The 16,945-nt window shown below is 41.6% G+C and carries 13 protein-coding genes; 4 read left to right on the plus strand and 9 right to left on the minus strand.

The genetic code is table 11. From position 1 onward, the window contains the following. Positions 1-5: 5 nt before the first annotated feature. From AB4128_RS04780 to AB4128_RS04795, 4 genes are all read right to left on the minus strand, one after another. Positions 6-1,745, minus strand: coding sequence for an insulinase family protein (locus AB4128_RS04780; RefSeq protein ID WP_372037120.1), 1,740 nt, complete (start codon positions 1,743-1,745; stop codon positions 6-8). Further along, positions 1,745-3,208, minus strand: coding sequence for a pitrilysin family protein (locus AB4128_RS04785; protein ID WP_235530906.1), 1,464 nt, complete (start codon positions 3,206-3,208; stop codon positions 1,745-1,747). Before AB4128_RS04785 ends, AB4128_RS04780 begins: the two co-directional genes overlap by 1 nt. A 209-nt stretch (positions 3,209-3,417) precedes the next feature. Next, positions 3,418-4,383 (minus strand): L,D-transpeptidase family protein, encoded by a 966-nt coding sequence (locus AB4128_RS04790; RefSeq protein ID WP_055025121.1) that lies wholly within the window; start codon positions 4,381-4,383, stop codon positions 3,418-3,420. A gap of 268 nt (positions 4,384-4,651) precedes the next feature. Continuing rightward, a complete protein-coding gene (locus AB4128_RS04795; RefSeq protein WP_372037122.1) occupies positions 4,652-5,578 on the minus strand; it encodes an LpxL/LpxP family Kdo(2)-lipid IV(A) lauroyl/palmitoleoyl acyltransferase in 927 nt (308 codons plus the stop codon). 102 nt (positions 5,579-5,680) lie between these two features. Between AB4128_RS04795 and hldE the strand changes: the two genes are divergently transcribed. From hldE to AB4128_RS04810, 3 genes are all read left to right on the plus strand, one after another. Further along, positions 5,681-7,111, plus strand: coding sequence for a bifunctional D-glycero-beta-D-manno-heptose-7-phosphate kinase/D-glycero-beta-D-manno-heptose 1-phosphate adenylyltransferase HldE (gene hldE, locus AB4128_RS04800; protein ID WP_065109522.1), 1,431 nt, complete (start codon positions 5,681-5,683; stop codon positions 7,109-7,111). Then, positions 7,111-8,073, plus strand: a complete 963-nt coding sequence (locus AB4128_RS04805; protein WP_082420017.1) for a hypothetical protein — start codon at positions 7,111-7,113, stop codon at positions 8,071-8,073. Before hldE ends, AB4128_RS04805 begins: the two co-directional genes overlap by 1 nt. 324 nt (positions 8,074-8,397) lie before the next feature. Next, positions 8,398-8,880 carry a TetR/AcrR family transcriptional regulator gene (locus tag AB4128_RS04810; RefSeq protein WP_372037124.1) on the plus strand — a complete coding sequence of 161 codons (483 nt, stop codon included), beginning with the start codon at positions 8,398-8,400 and terminating at the stop codon, positions 8,878-8,880. Positions 8,881-8,951: 71 nt separating this feature from the next. Here AB4128_RS04810 and AB4128_RS04815 read toward each other — a convergent pair whose 3' ends face one another. The 5 genes from AB4128_RS04815 to AB4128_RS04835 form a co-directional block, all read right to left on the minus strand. Continuing rightward, entirely contained in the window at positions 8,952-10,316 is a 1,365-nt protein-coding gene (locus AB4128_RS04815; protein ID WP_225442098.1) for a MipA/OmpV family protein, read from the minus strand. A 182-nt stretch (positions 10,317-10,498) separates the two neighbouring features. After that, positions 10,499-11,512 carry a sensor domain-containing diguanylate cyclase gene (locus tag AB4128_RS04820; RefSeq protein WP_080916627.1) on the minus strand — a complete coding sequence of 338 codons (1,014 nt, stop codon included), beginning with the start codon at positions 11,510-11,512 and terminating at the stop codon, positions 10,499-10,501. Positions 11,513-11,899: 387 nt separating this feature from the next. Then, a complete protein-coding gene (locus tag AB4128_RS04825) occupies positions 11,900-13,279 on the minus strand; it encodes an NAD(P)(+) transhydrogenase (Re/Si-specific) subunit beta (RefSeq protein ID WP_055025127.1) in 1,380 nt (459 codons plus the stop codon). A gap of 5 nt (positions 13,280-13,284) precedes the next feature. Next, positions 13,285-13,560 carry an NAD(P) transhydrogenase subunit alpha gene (locus tag AB4128_RS04830; RefSeq protein WP_055025191.1) on the minus strand — a complete coding sequence of 92 codons (276 nt, stop codon included), beginning with the start codon at positions 13,558-13,560 and terminating at the stop codon, positions 13,285-13,287. Between the two features lie 5 nt (positions 13,561-13,565). Then, positions 13,566-14,753 (minus strand): Re/Si-specific NAD(P)(+) transhydrogenase subunit alpha, encoded by a 1,188-nt coding sequence (locus AB4128_RS04835; protein ID WP_055025128.1) that lies wholly within the window; start codon positions 14,751-14,753, stop codon positions 13,566-13,568. Positions 14,754-15,099: 346 nt separating this feature from the next. Between AB4128_RS04835 and AB4128_RS04840 the strand changes: the two genes are divergently transcribed. Further along, entirely contained in the window at positions 15,100-16,884 is a 1,785-nt protein-coding gene (locus tag AB4128_RS04840) for an assimilatory sulfite reductase (NADPH) flavoprotein subunit (RefSeq protein WP_055025129.1), read from the plus strand. Positions 16,885-16,945: the final 61 nt, after the last annotated feature.

Consider the following 16,945-nt stretch of genomic DNA (forward strand, 5'->3'; position numbering starts at 1 on the left):
GACTGTTACGGAGAGATAGTTATCACTTGCCAGTGTGGTAGCTTCTCATTTAGATCTGGGATGATTTTATCGGCATCGCCACGCAAAACAATAACGGGATTACCTTCAAAAACATGGTTAGCCATGGTTGTTATTGCTTTTGGTGTCAGTGAGTTAAGGGTTTCATGTTGTAATTGCTCAAAGCTAGCCGTTCTACCTAAAAGTAAGTTGTTAATATAACGGCTTTCTTTGCCGTATTTATGGTCGCTTGCCAATTGTTGTTTACCCATTAAGTAAGTGATCACTGCATTAATTTCAGTCTGTTTAGCTGCTTGTTCTTTTAACAACTGAGTATGATCGATTATTCCTTTTAGGAATGCGCCAGAGTTCTCTAATGAAGTGCTGCCATAAAAATACAGGTATTGACTTAATGGCGCATCGACACACCGACCGTAAATACCATATGTGAGCCCACGTGTTTCACGTAAATCATAAAATAGCCGCCCTGAGTAACTTCGACCGAGTAATGCTGCGATGGTTTTGCAATCGGTACTATTTTGATTGTGATTTGTGGTGTTAACCAGATCAGGTTTTGCTAACACAAAGCCCACTCGAGCTTGGGTTTGAACAGTATCTTTAGCGTCAATGATAAGAATTGTCTGTGTTGATTGTTTTGTTGCTGAACCAGTGCTGTTGATAATGATATTTGGTTGTACTTCAGTCAAATTAGGCTGAGTTGTGGCTAACCAAGTTGGCACAAAAATATCAGAGCTGGTTATGACTGCGTTTTGCTTGTTGGCAGAGCTAGTTGAAGTGCTATTCGAAAGGCTATTCAATTGACTATCCAATGGGCTATTCAATTGACTATTCAATGGGCTATTCAATGGGCTATTCAATTGACTATCCAATGGGCTATTCAAAGAGCTCTGAGCAACACCATGTGTAGCCGAAGTTATTGGAGAGGGGATAAATAAATGCCATTGAAGTTGCTGACGTATTTTGTTGTGTAAAGTTTGCAGTGTCGTGTTATCTAGCTCATTGATTGCTGACTCATTGCGAACATTGAGATTGTAAGGGTGCTGTTGTCCTAATAGCTGCTGGCGAAATGTCGTGTCGATTTCAGAACCAGTAAAAGCACCAATGTGTTTATTAAGTTTCAAGTTGCGTTTGACGGTTGCAATATTGATGTCGCTTAGCGCACCTTTTTCCCAAAACTGCCAGAGCTGTTGCTGCAATTGTTGATCGGTTGCGGTGCATTCAATGGTCATTCCTACGCTATGAAGACTGGCTCTTATCTTAATGCTGCTCAAGCAGCTTGCCATTTGTGGTGAGTAGGCGGTTGTATTGGCCATTTCTTCAAGTTTTTGCTTGAAAGCTTCAACTAAAATATCGGGGTGAGTTATAGGTTGCTGGGCTGAAATGCCGATTACGTATAGTCGATTTAACCCAGAGTCATTAACCTCACTTGTTGGCCACTGATGAGCGTGAAACTGCTTTGTTAAGGTTATGGTGTGCGGTAACTGATAAGCAACTGGTTTTATAGCTTTAGATTGTGCTTGTTGAGTAGCGGCCAATAACTGGGATAAATTGGTTGACGTATTGCTAGCAGAGGTGTGGTTTTCTGGAACGTCAAATGACGGAATGTTAGGCGCTTGTGCTTCGGTAAAGTGAATGGGTGAGTGCTGACAACCTAATGTCATTAATGCCAACATTATCATGCTGCTGATAATAATGAGTTTGGGATGTTTGTTTTTTGGTATCAACATTATAGCGCCCAGCCTTCTAGCGTCTCAGCCATTCCTTGGGGTAATGCTTCAAGTACGCTTTTACCCCATCGAATGTACCAAGGTGGTAGCAAGTCCACTCGAACTGTTTTATCAATAAAATATGCTTGGGTAACTCGCGATATATCATCAGGAAGTACTGCTTGAATACGCTGCCATGGCTGCGTTAATGGCGCATATTTATCTCTATTGGCTGTATTTGATAAGTGTTTAGCAAGTGTTTGCGAGTGGGAAAACTGCTGTAACTGTTGAGATAGTGCTAAGGTTTTAAGTTCACATAATTGTTGCTCTGTCATCCCATTGGTCACGATGTCGGCAAATAGTGAATCAGTTAATTTTTGTAGCTCATTCAGTGAGGTGTTTGCCCGCGGGACGAGAACCAAATTGGTGACGCCGTGATTCTCCATTGTTAACGGAATTGAATAACTGAGCATGTGAGATGGCGATGCTAATGTTTGCTTAGCGAGAGCGCTGCGTAGGTTTTGAAATAAATATCCTTGCAGTAAAGAAATAGCTTCATAATCAGCATGCTCTCTTCCAACAGTATGCCAAGCCATAAGGATTGCTGGCCATGGACCACGCTCATCGACGATTTCTGTTTGAATTGCTTTGGCATTAATACTGAATTGTTCGAAGCTATCATGAGGAATATTTGGTGATGTCCAGCCTGAAAAGTGCTGTTTTACAAGGGCAAGACTGTCCTCTTCTAAATGGCCTACTAAGGATAATTGCATTGCGTCAGGGCGATAGTAACGTTGATGAAATGTCTGTAATGCTGAGGCGGTAGCACTGGTGACGTCCTGTTTACTGCCAATAATCGCATGTGCATAGGGACTGCCTTTTACTTGCGATAATAAAAACTCCATAGCGGGACGTATGTAGGGTTGATTATCAATGTTGGTTGCCATTTCCTCTAAGACAGCACCTTGTTGATTGTTGACTGTTTCAGCTGATAACACTGGGTTAATAAAGCGATCAGCCTCTAAAAATAAACTTAAAGCCAAGGCTTGAGCTGGGATAGTGGCGTAGTAATTGGTGTAATCAAAATGGGTACTGGCATTAAACTGAGCTCCTATTGCACTCATGGTTCTTGGGTAGCTATCTGCTGGTGCATTAAGGCTGCCTTTAAACAGAAGGTGCTCAAATAAGTGTGCATAACCTGATTGTCCACTGGGTTCGTTCCTAGAACCAACATTAAATTGACTGGCAATGGAGACTGTGGCCTGTTCGGGTCTGTGTACTTGTCTCAATATTAATCCGTTATCGAGCTCTGTTAGCGCTATTTGGTTTTCAATATGTTGTAGTTGGTTGATTTGCGACTGAAGCAGACATTGGGAATTGGCTTGCAGTTGAGGGCTGAGCACGACACTGATAAAAGACATCCCATAAGCAATATATTGTTTAAAACTAGAGCGCTTAGGCGGAATGAAGTCAGGTTGTGTCACTATGTCACCAGCATATTCGTAAATGATGTTGATTAGATTACTTTTATAGCGCTTGTTACTCAAGTTTACTTATTAAGATGGGGAAATAGCAAAAAGCCCAAACGCACTTGAGTGGCACTTGGGCTTTAATCGAAATAACTGCTGATTTGCTAGTGTTAGTCAGCGCTTAATCACTATTGTTGTTCACACTAACTGTTTAAACACCGTGTCTAATCAGAGTTTTTTGGACTCAATTGTTGCTCATTATGAGCTTGCTGAGCTGTATTGATGCGGGTCGGAATACCAGTACGTTGCTCTAATAAGCGTTTAAGCGTAAATGAATCGGTATCAGCATGCGCCACAATCGCAGTAATTTGTTTGTTTAGGGTTAAAGGGAGTTGCTCATTCGACTCAAACTGCTCAATGGTTTCAGACAGTGGTTGATGAACTTCTAAATAACGATTTCCGTCAGGTTCAACAGTAGCCTTAATCGGTTGGTTAACAAACTCGACTCGTGTGCCTACAGGTACGCTATTAAACAGGTGCTCGATGTCATCTTCTCGAAGTCTGACACAGCCTTGGCTGACTCTCAGACCAATGCCGAACGAGGCATTAGTGCCATGGACAGCGAATAAATTACCAACGTAGAGCGCAAAAAGCCCCATTGGGTTATCAGGCCCAGCTGGCCAAACATCGGGTAATTCAACGCCTTTTGCTGCGTATATTTCACGTGTTTTTTGAGTAGGAGTCCATGTCGGATTCGCACGCTTGCGGTACACTTGAGTGACCCAATTCTCTGGTGTATCTCGTCCAACTTGACCTATGCCTATAGGTAATACTTCAACAGTGTTGGTCCCTTTAGGGTAGTAATATAAACGCATTTCAGCGCTATTAATCACAATTCCTTTACGAGGCGCATCTGGCAAAATTAACTGATGAGGAATAACCAGTGTGCTACCAGGCTTAGGTAGATATGGATCGACACCTGGGTTGGCTTCCATCATGTTGCTCAAGCCTAACTGAAACTCAGCAGCAATGGCTTCTAGGGTAAGTTTACCCTCTGGAACCACGTAATACTGGTTTTCACCAATTAATCGACTTTCTTTAGCTGGCAGACGGTATTCAACAGCTGCAGCATTGAGACTCGTCAATAAGGCTGATATAGCAATTAAACTGACGCAAAACGACTTAATCATATGGGCGACGGATTCCTAATTTTGTTTACAGTGGTCAATTATTATTAAGTATTAATTTTATACCAAATATATATTAACTAATACTTAATAATTAACCCTTAAAGGGTAACAAGTTTGGCATCCTTGATCATTCTTATACTGATTTCAAGCTAGGTGGTGTTTGAAATCAGTTTTACCCTTACGTTTCTTGTTAATATTAATCACTGATTAAATCCCTTTTTATGAGTGATTAATCTTTAATTATTTTATTTAAAAGCCTTCCGAGTTTTTATTGATATAAGGAAGGGGTTTCTTTAGTCGGTCTAGTTTTGAATCTTCTATGTAACCACATGTATTGGCTACGGTTTCTATCAATAATATTTTCAATAATCTTGTTACCACGAATCGCATCTTCGAGTTCATTCTCACCAGGGAAATTATCCAGTGGTGGCATTATTTCCATGTGATAACCGCTATCGTCAGCGTTTCGTTCAACGAAAAAAGGCAATACCTTGGCTTTACCAAGTTTCGCCAGGGTCGTTGCACCAGTAATTGTGGCGGCATCTGGTACTGCGTAAAGCGGAATAAATACCGCACTAGAGCGACCAAAGTCTTGATCTGCTGTATACCAAATCACATCGGGATTTCGCAGACTTCTGACCATATTACGAAGATCACGTTTAGGTACAAGACCTTTATTCGAACGTAAGCGGCCATTGACCTGTAAGTACTCCATCACAGGGTTATCATGCGGGCGATAAACCCCGATTCCTGGCTGGAATTGGCCAAACATTCTTGCGCCCATTTCTAATGGTAAACAGTGCACTGCAAACAAGATGACACCATTGCCATTATCTAAGGTGTCACGCACGTGCTGATCGCCTTTCATGGTCATATGACGTTGCACTTTATCATTAGACCACCACCATGCGTTGATGGTATCAAATAAGGCTTTGCCGGTTTCTTCAAAGTTGCGTGTTAATAAAGCTGCTCTTTCTTGCTCTGGCATATCAGGAAAACACAAACTTAAATTTCGCTCTGCTGTGTGCTTTCTACTGCCTGCAAATTTCAACACTAAACGGCCTAACCCTTTACCCATTGCCATTTGCCAACGCAGAGGTAATAGTTGAGTTAGCCTCATTAATCCAACACCTAACCATAGTGGCCAATGTTTAGGATGTAATAAATGAGAACCAAATTGCGCTTTTTCTACCACGGAACACTCACTTTTAAATCAAATTAGTTTCTATTCTAACTTAATTTTATAGCAAAATTAGGTACAATCACCGTTTAATGTCAGCAAAAGAAAAAGTTTACTATGAAGGTATCTCTCCCAGCATTCGAAAAAGCCCGTGTACTAGTTGTCGGTGATGTCATGCTTGACCGCTATTGGGTAGGGCCTACAGGGCGAATTTCACCAGAAGCGCCCGTGCCAGTAGTTAACATTAAAGACATAGAAGACCGTCCAGGTGGTGCTGCAAACGTGGCATTGAATATTGCCGCATTAGGTGGACAAGTTCAGCTTGCAGGCATTGTTGGTGCCGATGAAACAGCTCAAGCATTGACCGTAGGTGTTCAAGCTCAAGGTGTAGAACCTCGTTGGTTAACTGTTGCCGACAAACCAACCATCACTAAATTACGTATTTTTTCACGTAACCAACAATTAATTCGCCTAGATTTTGAAGAGAAATATAGTCGCGCTGACAGTGATAACTTATTAAACACCAGTGAACCTATCTTAGATAATGTCGATGTACTGGTCTTGTCCGATTATGCTAAAGGCGCAATTGATTCCCCTGTTGATTTTATTGCCAAAGCACGTGCTAAAGGCGTGACCGTATTAGTTGACCCGAAAGGCAGTGATTTTTCTCGTTATCGAGGTGCATCATTATTGACGCCAAACATGAGCGAATTTGAAGCCGTAGTCGGCCCTGTCGTAGATGAGGCGGATCTCATTGCCAAAGCTAAAGGCTTAATTGAACAATTTGAGCTAGGGGCTATTCTAGTCACTCGTTCAGAAAAAGGCATGACGTTAATTAGCCAAGATGAAGCTGAACTACATATCCCTACGGTTGCCCGTGAAGTTTATGATGTGACTGGTGCAGGCGATACAGTGATTTCTGCGTTAGCTAGTTCATTAGCTGCCGGCAGTTCAATGGCACAAGCTTGTTCTATTGCCAATATGGCTGCAGGTGTTGTGGTTGCAAAATTAGGTACTGCAACGGTAAGCCGAATTGAATTGATTGAAGCTCTTGCATTAAATCAAGGCGAGTCAGGCTTTGGTGTGGTCTCAGAAGATCAGTTAATGTATGCCCTTGAGCAAGCCAGACTACGTGGTGAAAAAGTGGTCATGACCAATGGTTGTTTTGATATTTTACATGCTGGGCATGTGAGTTATTTACAACAAGCCAAAGCTTTAGGCGATCGTTTAATTGTAGCCGTGAATGACGATGCTTCAGTTAAACGCTTAAAAGGTGAGGGAAGACCTGTCAACCAAGAGGACCGCCGTATGGCAGTGCTTGCAGGTTTAGCGTCTGTTGATTGGGTGATTCCGTTTAGTGAGGACACACCACAACGTGTCATTAGTCGTTTATTACCTGATGCGTTGGTTAAAGGCGGTGATTATAAAGTCGAAGAGATTGCTGGCGGAGCTGAAGTTATGGCAGCTGGTGGCACGGTTGAAATCTTAGGATTTGAAGATGGCGTATCAACCACAGCGATTATCGAAAATATTATGGCTAAAAAGTAGTGAAATTTCTGGCCCTAATTATTGGGCTTAGTTTTTTCAGCGCTATTATTGTTGGCGTTAGTCCTAAACAGGCTAACGCTAGTTCATTAAGTCGTGAGAGCCACCCCCTTTCTTACCCCAGTTATTCTTCTCTATATTCAACCGGCCAAATACATCAACTGACTGATAAACAAGCGCTGATTTGTCCAATTGCTCATTATGTTTCTTGCATAAAACAGCTACCTGCGAGAGTGTCTGCACAATTGCCTTTACGTCAGTCGGTATCACAAAGCTTGGGTCTTAAAACTGCGATGGTAATGCCAGTTGTTGATCAAGATATTGCAGGTATCGTGGTGATAAATGACAAGCTGCCAGTGATTAATCAAAGTGTGGCACTTAACGGTCAAGCGTATCAATTTAACCTTGAGCAACAAACTCAACTGACTTTGTGGCATGAGCTAGGGCACCTTGAAAATATTTCGCTGCAAGAGAGTCATTTATTGCTGCCATTAACCCCTTACCAGCACGAATGGCTAGCTGATTACTACTTAGCGTGGCGCTTAGCTCATGAGTCTGGAAGTGTGTCACTGATTTGGCAGCAGTTGCATAGACGCAATATTGCTGTGATGAATACCACTGGTAATATTGGCCATTGGAGCTCTCCACAATTATTGTGGCTACTAAATCGCTATGAAGTTGATGATATTATTGCTTTTGAACAATATGCTGACTTCATCGCTGATGCTTATCCCCACGCGCCGCAAATCAATGACACCGAAATGGATGAAATATCAAGCCTGATGCAACGCACATTTGGCCGTGGCGCCGTTCAAGCTTTGCCGCATTATATGTTTTGGCAACAGCAGCGTTTAATTGAAGTATTACATCCGACGTTAGTGCACCTGATGGGAGCTGAACTTGCTAATGCATGGCTTATTCAGCAGTTCTCAGAAGCCGAAAAGGTTATAAGCACTGATGAGTAAAACTCTCAGGTTTGAACCATGATGAAAATGTTTCAGTTAGCGTAGACTGTTGTCATGAATATTTACATTTCAATCTGAAACGCTTTTAAATAGTGTTTACCGCTAGCTAATTTGTTAAAAGCCTTATTATTGACTGACGCAGCAGCTATTTCTGTAAGATTAATTGGTGATATGTTTGCTCTTTAGCCAATGTTAAAATCCATAGTTAAAGTGCGTGTTAATAAATTGTACTTTTTAAAAAGACAAGCTAGATAAACATTTGATAGGCTATGCAAAATTTCATTTCATTGAGGTAGTTACTAGAAATAGTAACGATATTTTTGTATGGCAAAGCGTTCTAGAATCGATACTGAAATCACCATAAAATTGATTTTAGATGAGGCGTTTGAGCAAATCCTGACAATTGGGTTTGAAAACATGTCTTATACATCGTTATCAAATGCTACAGGTATCAGCCGTACAGGAATTAGCCATCATTTTCCCCGAAAGGCAGACTTTCTTTCGTGTTTAGATTCACGTATTTCAGCTCGTTTTTGCGAAGGGTTAGACTTTAGCTCTGTGCAATTACTTGAGTCTTCATGGCGACATTTTATTAGTCAAGATCACGCTAAAGCCGTCCTTAAATTGTTTTTTAGCTTGTGTGCTTCTAACCAGCAAATTCAGGGGCGCTTCAATACAGTTAACGATATTCGTTATAAAGCGCTGATGAGATTAGGTGATGATGGTGGCTTTTGCATTGATAGGTTAATTGGTCAAAGCGCTGTGACCATGTTTAGTGCACAAACTGAAGAAGCTGTAGCGGCTTAAAACCTCATAAAGGCTAGTTATTGTCTTTTCCCTGCGCCATAAAGCTGCGCAGGGTTAGGTCATCAAAAAACTCAGAAATGCCACTGTACATAGATGGTGTTGTAGTTACTGCCACCTTTAATGCGCCCGAAAGCTGAGCTTGTTTCGAAAATTCCTGAACGATGATGAATACTGTAACCTAGCCATGCATTTTTTAATGGCGCATGGTTAAATACATCGCCTAGATTGACGTCAAATGAGAAGTCTAAATAATTAAGTAACTTTGATGGTCGGTAATCTTTTTCATCTAACTCACTGCCTTCAATGTAGGTGACATCAGACACATAAGACAAGCCTTCTGCAACACCAAGGCGGAAGCGCCAGCCTAAATCAAAGGTATAAAATGCTTTAACTCCGATGACACCTTCAGCTAAATTGTCCTGCACTTCAGAGTCATGATGCCAAACACCACCCGCTGTAAAATAAAGATCAATTGGGAGTGTGAATAAATTGTCTGTTAAGGGTATGCCATAAAATAACGACGTCATTTGGTTGTTATAACGGTCACCTTTTGCATTGCCTGTTAGGATATCATTTAAGTTTGAAGGCGTGGCCCAACCGTGCGCGACCCTTAAAAACTCACCACTTTCCTTAGGTATTGGGTTGGTATTAGGCCGTTTAGCATCGGGGTAAAAACCAAAACCGAAGAAGGATTCTAATTGATATTGGTTTTCGATTGTCGGTAAATCATAAATATCATCTTCAAGGCGCGTGACGCCAAAGTTGGCAAGCAAGTATAGGTTACTGGCAAGGTGGTAACGGGTATTTAACCCTGCAGAAAACGCTAGACCTGCACCAGGATCAATTTGATCTAGCCCGTAATAGTGCTCATTAAATGAATCACCTTTCCATTGAAATTCTGCATATGGGTTTAATTGCCAATCACCCGCCGTCCAGTGATATTGTGTTCGAGTATAGGCGTAATAGCGTTTATCTCCATCACTTAAAAAGGCAACATCTGCTTCTAGTCCATCTTTTTGAAAGCGATATTGCACACCAAAATCAAACGCATCTGATTGAGTTTGATTTTGATATTCTTGGGGAATATCGACAAAACGAAATCGAGTATATAAATTGACTTGATGTTCTTGATGACTCCACAAATGGACACCGGCTTCTAAACCATCAATAAAAAAGTAATCATTTTCAAACTCGATTAATGGCATGACATCCGTAACAACATCTGCTTCAGTTGCGTAAGGAATATCAGCGCGACGCATGCCAATGCCGACTCCCCATGTTGAAGGAAAGTATTTTTCTGACTCGCTTTCTTGTGTCTTGCTCGTTTGAGTTGTATTTGACGTAGATGTAGCCGTTGAAGGGCTATTATCACTGGCATAAGACATTAAAGGGCTAGTGCATAATAAGATCGCACATAAGCGAGAGAAGTTAGACATAGTTCTTTAATACCAATAATAATGGAGTAATGGACTTTACAAACCACTTACAAATTGTTTAGTGGCTAACAGATGTATTTTATTGAATATTAGTGGATTATAGCATGACGTTTTTTAAAGTAATCAGTCCCCGGCTTTTTTTGTAGCAAACTGTTAACTTCTTTTGTTACTGATGAAATTGATTAGCGAATCGATTGAATAAGGGTTTTGGGTTGTTGCCAAAAAGAATAGTTATGTTTTCCTGCTTGTTTAATGCCGTACATGGCATTATCAGCTTGCTCACAAACTTCAGCAAAAGTGTCGTGTTTTGCAAAGCAACTAATGCCGATACTTAAGCCTAATGATACCGACTTTTCTTCTATAGTGACGTTCTGCTTGTAATGATTCACTAATGACCCTGCCAAAATACTAATGAGTTCATATTCTGAAATCGCGGTGATAATGACAAACTCATCTCCACCAATTCTAGCAATGCTCACTTGTTTACTCGCTAATAGCTTATCAGCATAGTGTTGCAGGGTTTGGCTGATATTGATTAGCGCTAGGTCACCAAATCGGTGGCCATGATGATCATTGATCATTTTAAAATTATCAACGTCAATAAATAACAAGGTTCCAGAGTCAAAGTTGGCATCGTGTTGTAAGGATTTGAACGCTTTTTTAGCTGCGTTTCGATTGAGTAAATCAGTAAGCGGATCGCGATGCGCCAGTCTGGCTAAATCGAGTTGGTAACGTTTTTCTTGGGTGATATCGATGTGGGTGCCGAGGATTTTTAACGGTTTACCATCTGATGTGTATTCTACAATTCTGCCACGATCAGAAACCCATCGTACGCTTCCATCTTTGTGGATCATTCGATGTACTGCTTGGTACACGTCTTCTTTGCCTTCAATATGATCTTCAAAAGCTTTAATGACCCAGTCTTTATCATCTGGATGCAAACTTCCTTTCCAACTTTCCATATTCGCAGCATATTCTTCACGGGTGTAACCCAGTAATGACCCCCACTCTTGATTATAGATAAGTAAATCACCAGAAGGGACGTGTTGCTCCCACAAACACAACCCTGTGCCGTCAAGCGTTGCTGAAAGCTGCTGTTGCAAGTGAATGTTATGTTGTTTTAGGGCTTCATTTTCGCGCGTTAACCGCTCTATTTCTGCTGCTAATGCACTGAGTTGCGAAGCTTGGGTATCCATATGGGTCAATCATCCGTGTTCGTCAGAAAAGAACTCAATCTACTTTTGTACTTTTTTTAGCCTAAATAGTCAATTGTGTAATTTTGTAAGCTAAAGATTGATGAATCGATAATGCTATCGCATTTATTGTACTCTTCAAGGTGTGTGTTTTAGGTGTTTTATTGAGCATGTTGAAAATAACTCAAGATAATAATGGCTTATAAACTGTCTTAATCTAAAGTTTCAGGTGTGGAGTGCCATTGTTGGCAAGTATTTAACGAATTAAAGCGAATGAGTTTTACTGTTATTGTTTTAGGAAATACTCATTTATTGTCGTTATTTTAAGCTTTGATTTTATTTCAGCCATAAAAAAAGGCCACATCGTGGCCTTTTTATTGGAGAGGTTGGTTAATCAGCTTCTTTTAAGCTCGCTGTTAACTCAACGATGCCTTTTTTACCATCGCCGAATAACATTAATGAGTTATCCATAGCGAACAGTGGGTTAGGTAACCCAGCGAAACCTGGACTTAATGAACGCTTAATCACCACAACGGTTCTGGCTTTATCAACGTTTAGAATCGGCATGCCATAAATCGGGCTTCCTTTATCTTCACGCGCCATAGGGTTGGTGACGTCGTTTGCACCGATGACGATGGCCACATCAGTTTGTTCAAACTGTGGGTTAATTTCGTCCATTTCGATTAGCTGATCGTAAGGTACTTCAGCTTCTGCAAGCAATACGTTCATGTGACCTGGCATTCGGCCAGCAACTGGGTGAATTGCATACTTCACATCGGTTCCGCGGCTTTGGAGAACATTGGCAAGTTCTCTTACAGCATGCTGCGCTTGCGCCATAGCTAAGCCGTAGCCAGGAACAATGACCACACGCTCAGCAGTTTCTAACATCATGGCGATTTCATCTGGCGAAGTTGATTTGACTTTACCTGCGTAGATTTCATCTGCATCAACTTTTTCACCGCCTTCAGCCATGACACCAAATAACACGTTAAACAATGAACGGTTCATTGCTTTACACATAATTTGAGTCAAGATTATGCCAGAAGCCCCGACTAAAGAACCTGACACAATCAATACTGTATTACCGGTGATGAAACCGGTTGTGGCAGCAGCAATACCAGAGTAAGAGTTTAATAGTGCAATGACGACTGGCATATCTGCGCCGCCAATAGGAACAACAAGCAGCACACCTAGCACAACCGCAACAGCAACTAATGCATACATTAAACTAGTGTTAGTTGGGTCCATTACAATGGCAACAGCGAGTGCAAGTGCACTGATCAGCAAGATGACATTTAATGGTTTATTACCTGGGACTTTAATTGGGTTACCCGAAATCAGTTCTTGTAACTTTGCAAAAGCGACAAATGAACCCGACAGGGTGACAGAGCCAATAATAATTGTTGCACCAATTGAAATTAGTGCCACGGTATTGGTCGCTGCTGCAGGATCTAGGAAGCTTGCCGCAGCGATTGCTAGTGAGGCTCCACCACCAAAACCATTCAGTAAAGCAACCATTTGAGGCATGTCAGTGACTTTAATTTTAGTTGCCATCACTGCGCCGATTGTTCCACCTAATAACACCCCTGCGATGATCCACTCATAGCTAAGAATGCTTTGATCAAATAAGGTGACTACAACGGCAATAAACATCCCCATTGCCGAGAGCTGATTACCACGTACTGCAGTACGTGGTTTAGTTAACCCTTTAATACCTAAGATAAATAAGACTGCGGCAACAAGGTAAGCTAAATATATAAATGTTGTCATTGAGTCTATTTCCTTTTGAACATGGCAAGCATACGGTTAGTGACCATATAGCCGCCTACCACGTTAATTGTTGCTAATACCACGGCAATAAAACCAAGGACATTAACCATAATTCCTGCCCCAGAACCAGCAGAAAGTAACGCACCAACTAAAGAGATACCAGAAATGGCATTGGAACCTGACATTAAAGGAGTATGTAAGGTTGGTGGCACTTTAGTGATGAGTTCTACACCTAAAAATACTGCGACGACGAATAGTGTCAGTAAAAGCAATAGTGTCATATCCATTATGCTGTCTCCTCAGACGGTGACTCAGGCGCTGTGAGTGGAGCTAAATTCAGTAACTCTCTCAGGCGAGCGCTACTCACATCATTACCATGAGCAACAACCGTATCTCGTACAATTTCATCTTCAAAATCAAGAACCAATTCACCTTCATTATTAATCAGTAAATTCAGTAGGTTCTCAACGTTTTTGCCGTACATTTGACTCGCATGATTTGCCGCAGTGCTTGGTACATTTGAAGGGCCTAAAATCATTACGCCGTTATGCATAATCACTTCATCAACCTGGGTTAACTCGCAGTTACCACCACTTTCAGCGGCGAGATCTACAATGATAGTTCCGCTTTTCATGCCATCGACCATTTCTTTAGTGATGAGCACAGGGGCTTTACGACCAGGAATGGCAGCTGTGGTGATGACGATATCTTGCTGGGCAAGTACATTAGCCATGGCTTGTTGCTGACGTTTTAAGAAGTCATCACTTTGCTCTGTGGCATACCCGCCTTTGGTTTCAGTGTTTTCTGCTTCGATATCCAGCTCAACAGGCTTTGCACCAACAGAGATAATTTGCTCTCTAGCTGCAGGGCGAATATCGTAAGCTTCAACAACTGCACCTAAACGTTTTGCCGTCGCACAAGCTTGAAGACCTGCCACGCCCACACCCATAATGAATGCACGAGACGGCTTTAATGTGCCTGCTGCTGTCATCATCATAGGAAATAAACGCGGCGCTTTATGGGCTGCAAGTAATACAGCTTTGTAACCTGAAATGGTTGCCATTGATGATAATACATCCATGCTTTGAGCACGGGTAATACGTGGGATCAGTTCAAGTGCGATTGCACTGCCACCTGTATTTGCAATCGTTTGGGCGTTTTGTGGATTTACCAGTGGATCCATCATCCCTATAACCAATTGATGTGGTTTTAATACCGCACTAATTTCATCAAATTGATCACCCTTACAGTTTACCACTGTAATGATATCGGCTTCAGTGAGTAAGGCTTCTCGTGAAGAAGCTATCGTGGCTCCAACCTTGACGTAATCGTCATCGGTAAAGCCTGCTTGTAGTCCAGCGCCTGATTCTACGATCACTTGTAGCTGTTTTTTCATTAAAATGGTCACGTTGGCAGGGATTAACGCAACACGTTGCTCACCTGAGTGACTCTCTTTCGGTAGACCTAATTTCAAAAGGACAACCTCTTAGTTATATGTAGGGAAGGGTCGGGTCGTTTTAGTACTTCATCGTGCTTAACACTGCCATCGCTAACAGTGATGAGTAAGAAACAATTTTAGTACCATAATTTTTAACGTGCATCATTCTGGCAAGTCTTAGGTTTGATACAAGTAAAGAATGCGTGAAATCTCATTTTTACGGAGGTCTGACCTAAAAGTTTGCGCTACACCACACTTTTGTAGCTTAAAAAATCGCCTTTGCATATTCCTTAATGGAATAAAAAAGCAATTTTTATTATTTTTTGGTTGTAAGGATTAGGAGTAGTCTGATGACATTAAACTGTTATAGGGCCATCTTCTAATGTTGTTAAAAGAACTTTCTTCATTTGCTTCACCATTGTCTGAAGGACAAGTGGATAAGCTAAAGCAGCTCACTTCTGAGTTATCTGCGACACAATTAGCTTGGGTAAGTGGCTATTTAGCAGCGACCGCTAATCAAGGACAGGTTGCACAAATACCAGAGGCTGCTCCTGCTCAAACGGTCACAATTTTATATGGTAGCCAAACTGGTAACGGCAAAGGCATCGCAACGACATTGGCTGCGCAAGCTAGCGCAAAAGGTTTTGCTGTTAACCTAGCCTCTATGGCTGACTACAAAGTTCGTCAACTTAAACAAGAAACCATTTTGATTGCAGTGGTCAGCACCCATGGTGAAGGTGAAGCGCCAGATGATGCCATTGAGTTGCATAAATTCTTAGCATCGAAGCGTGCGCCAAAGCTAGAGCAATTGAATTTTTCTGTGCTTGCTTTAGGTGATACCAGTTATGAATTTTTCTGCCAGACAGGTAAGGACTTCAGTGAGCGTTTAACTGCATTAGGCGCCAAAGAGTTATTGCCTATTGTTGAGTGTGATGTGGACTATGAAGACGCTGCTGAAAACTGGCAAGAGCAAGTATTAACTGCCGTTGAACCCTTAGTACAAGCAAGTGGCGCAAGTGTCGTATCAATTGATACTGCAAAATCTTCTGCAGAAAGTGAATACACCAAGCAGCAGCCTTATGAAGCAGAAATACTGGTTAGTCAAAAATTAACCGGACGAGATTCTGATAGAGATGTTCGTCATGTAGAGATTGATTTAGGTGAATCGGGTATACGTTATGAAGCTGGTGATGCACTAGGTATCTGGTTTACCAATAGCTCAGGTTTAGTCAACGAGGTCATAACGGGCCTTTCGTTAGATGCTAACGCTGAAGTGACAGTAAGCAAGCAAACGCTAACCCTTGAGCAAGCTTTACTTGAAAAGAAAGAGCTGACGCAACTTTATCCTGGACTTGTTACCGCATGGGCAGAGTTAGCTGGCAATGACGCATTAACAGCTATTGCAGCAGATAAAGAACAAACACGACAGTTTGTATTAGGTCATCAATTAGCCGATTTAATTACCCAATATCCAGTGACCATTGATGCTGACAAATTGGTTGCCTTATTGCGTCCTTTAACGCCTCGTTTGTATTCAATTGCTTCTAGCCAAGCTGAAGTTGAAAGTGAAGTGCATTTAACTGTGGCGTTAGTTGAGGATGAAAGAGAAGGACAAACTCGTTTTGGCGGTGCATCTCACTTCTTAGCGTCTGCTGAAGAAGGACAAACAGTTAAGGTTTATGTCGAGCCTAACAAGCACTTTAGATTGCCTGAAAACAATGACACTCCCGTTATTATGGTGGGCCCTGGAACAGGTGTTGCGCCTTTCAGAGCATTTATGCAACAGCGTGCTGCTGACGGTGTTGGAAGCGATAGCTGGTTATTCTTTGGTAATCCGCATTTTGAGCAAGACTTCTTATATCAAGTTGAATGGCAACAATACCTTAAGTCTGGTGAGCTAAGCCGATTAGATGTGGCATTTTCTCGCGACCAAGCTGAAAAAGTATATGTGCAGCATCGTATTGCTGAGCAAGGTGAAACCCTATGGAACTGGTTACAAAATGGTGCCCATTTCTATATTTGTGGTGATGCTGAGCGTATGGCCAAAGATGTTCATCAAGCCTTGATAAACCTTGCAATTGAGCACGGTGGTTTAGATGAAGCTGGTGCCGAAAATTATTTAGAAGAATTACGTAGCGCCAAACGTTATCAAAAAGACGTTTACTAATTGCCATAAAAACATAACAAGATATGCGCTAGAAAGAAGAACGCTGGCGTGAGCAAAGCAT

Source organism: Shewanella sp. 10N.286.52.A9 (assembly GCF_041468985.1).
In the GTDB taxonomy this organism is placed as follows: domain Bacteria; phylum Pseudomonadota; class Gammaproteobacteria; order Enterobacterales; family Shewanellaceae; genus Shewanella; species Shewanella japonica.

Excerpts from the sequence above, each read along its gene's own strand:
- AB4128_RS04790 (WP_055025121.1), bottom strand. The coding sequence starts at position 4,383 with ATGATTAAGTCGTTTTGCGTCAGTTTAATTGCTATATCAGCCTTATTG.
- AB4128_RS04815 (WP_225442098.1), bottom strand. The coding sequence starts at position 10,316 with ATGTCTAACTTCTCTCGCTTATGTGCGATCTTATTATGCACTAGCCCT.
- AB4128_RS04840 (WP_055025129.1), top strand. The coding sequence starts at position 15,100 with ATGTTGTTAAAAGAACTTTCTTCATTTGCTTCACCATTGTCTGAAGGA.
- AB4128_RS04810 (WP_372037124.1), top strand. The coding sequence starts at position 8,398 with ATGGCAAAGCGTTCTAGAATCGATACTGAAATCACCATAAAATTGATT.
- AB4128_RS04830 (WP_055025191.1), bottom strand. The coding sequence starts at position 13,560 with ATGACACTATTGCTTTTACTGACACTATTCGTCGTCGCAGTATTTTTA.
- AB4128_RS04825 (WP_055025127.1), bottom strand. The coding sequence starts at position 13,279 with ATGACAACATTTATATATTTAGCTTACCTTGTTGCCGCAGTCTTATTT.
- hldE (WP_065109522.1), top strand. The coding sequence starts at position 5,681 with ATGAAGGTATCTCTCCCAGCATTCGAAAAAGCCCGTGTACTAGTTGTC.
- AB4128_RS04820 (WP_080916627.1), bottom strand. The coding sequence starts at position 11,512 with ATGGATACCCAAGCTTCGCAACTCAGTGCATTAGCAGCAGAAATAGAG.
- AB4128_RS04780 (WP_372037120.1), bottom strand. The coding sequence starts at position 1,745 with ATGTTGATACCAAAAAACAAACATCCCAAACTCATTATTATCAGCAGC.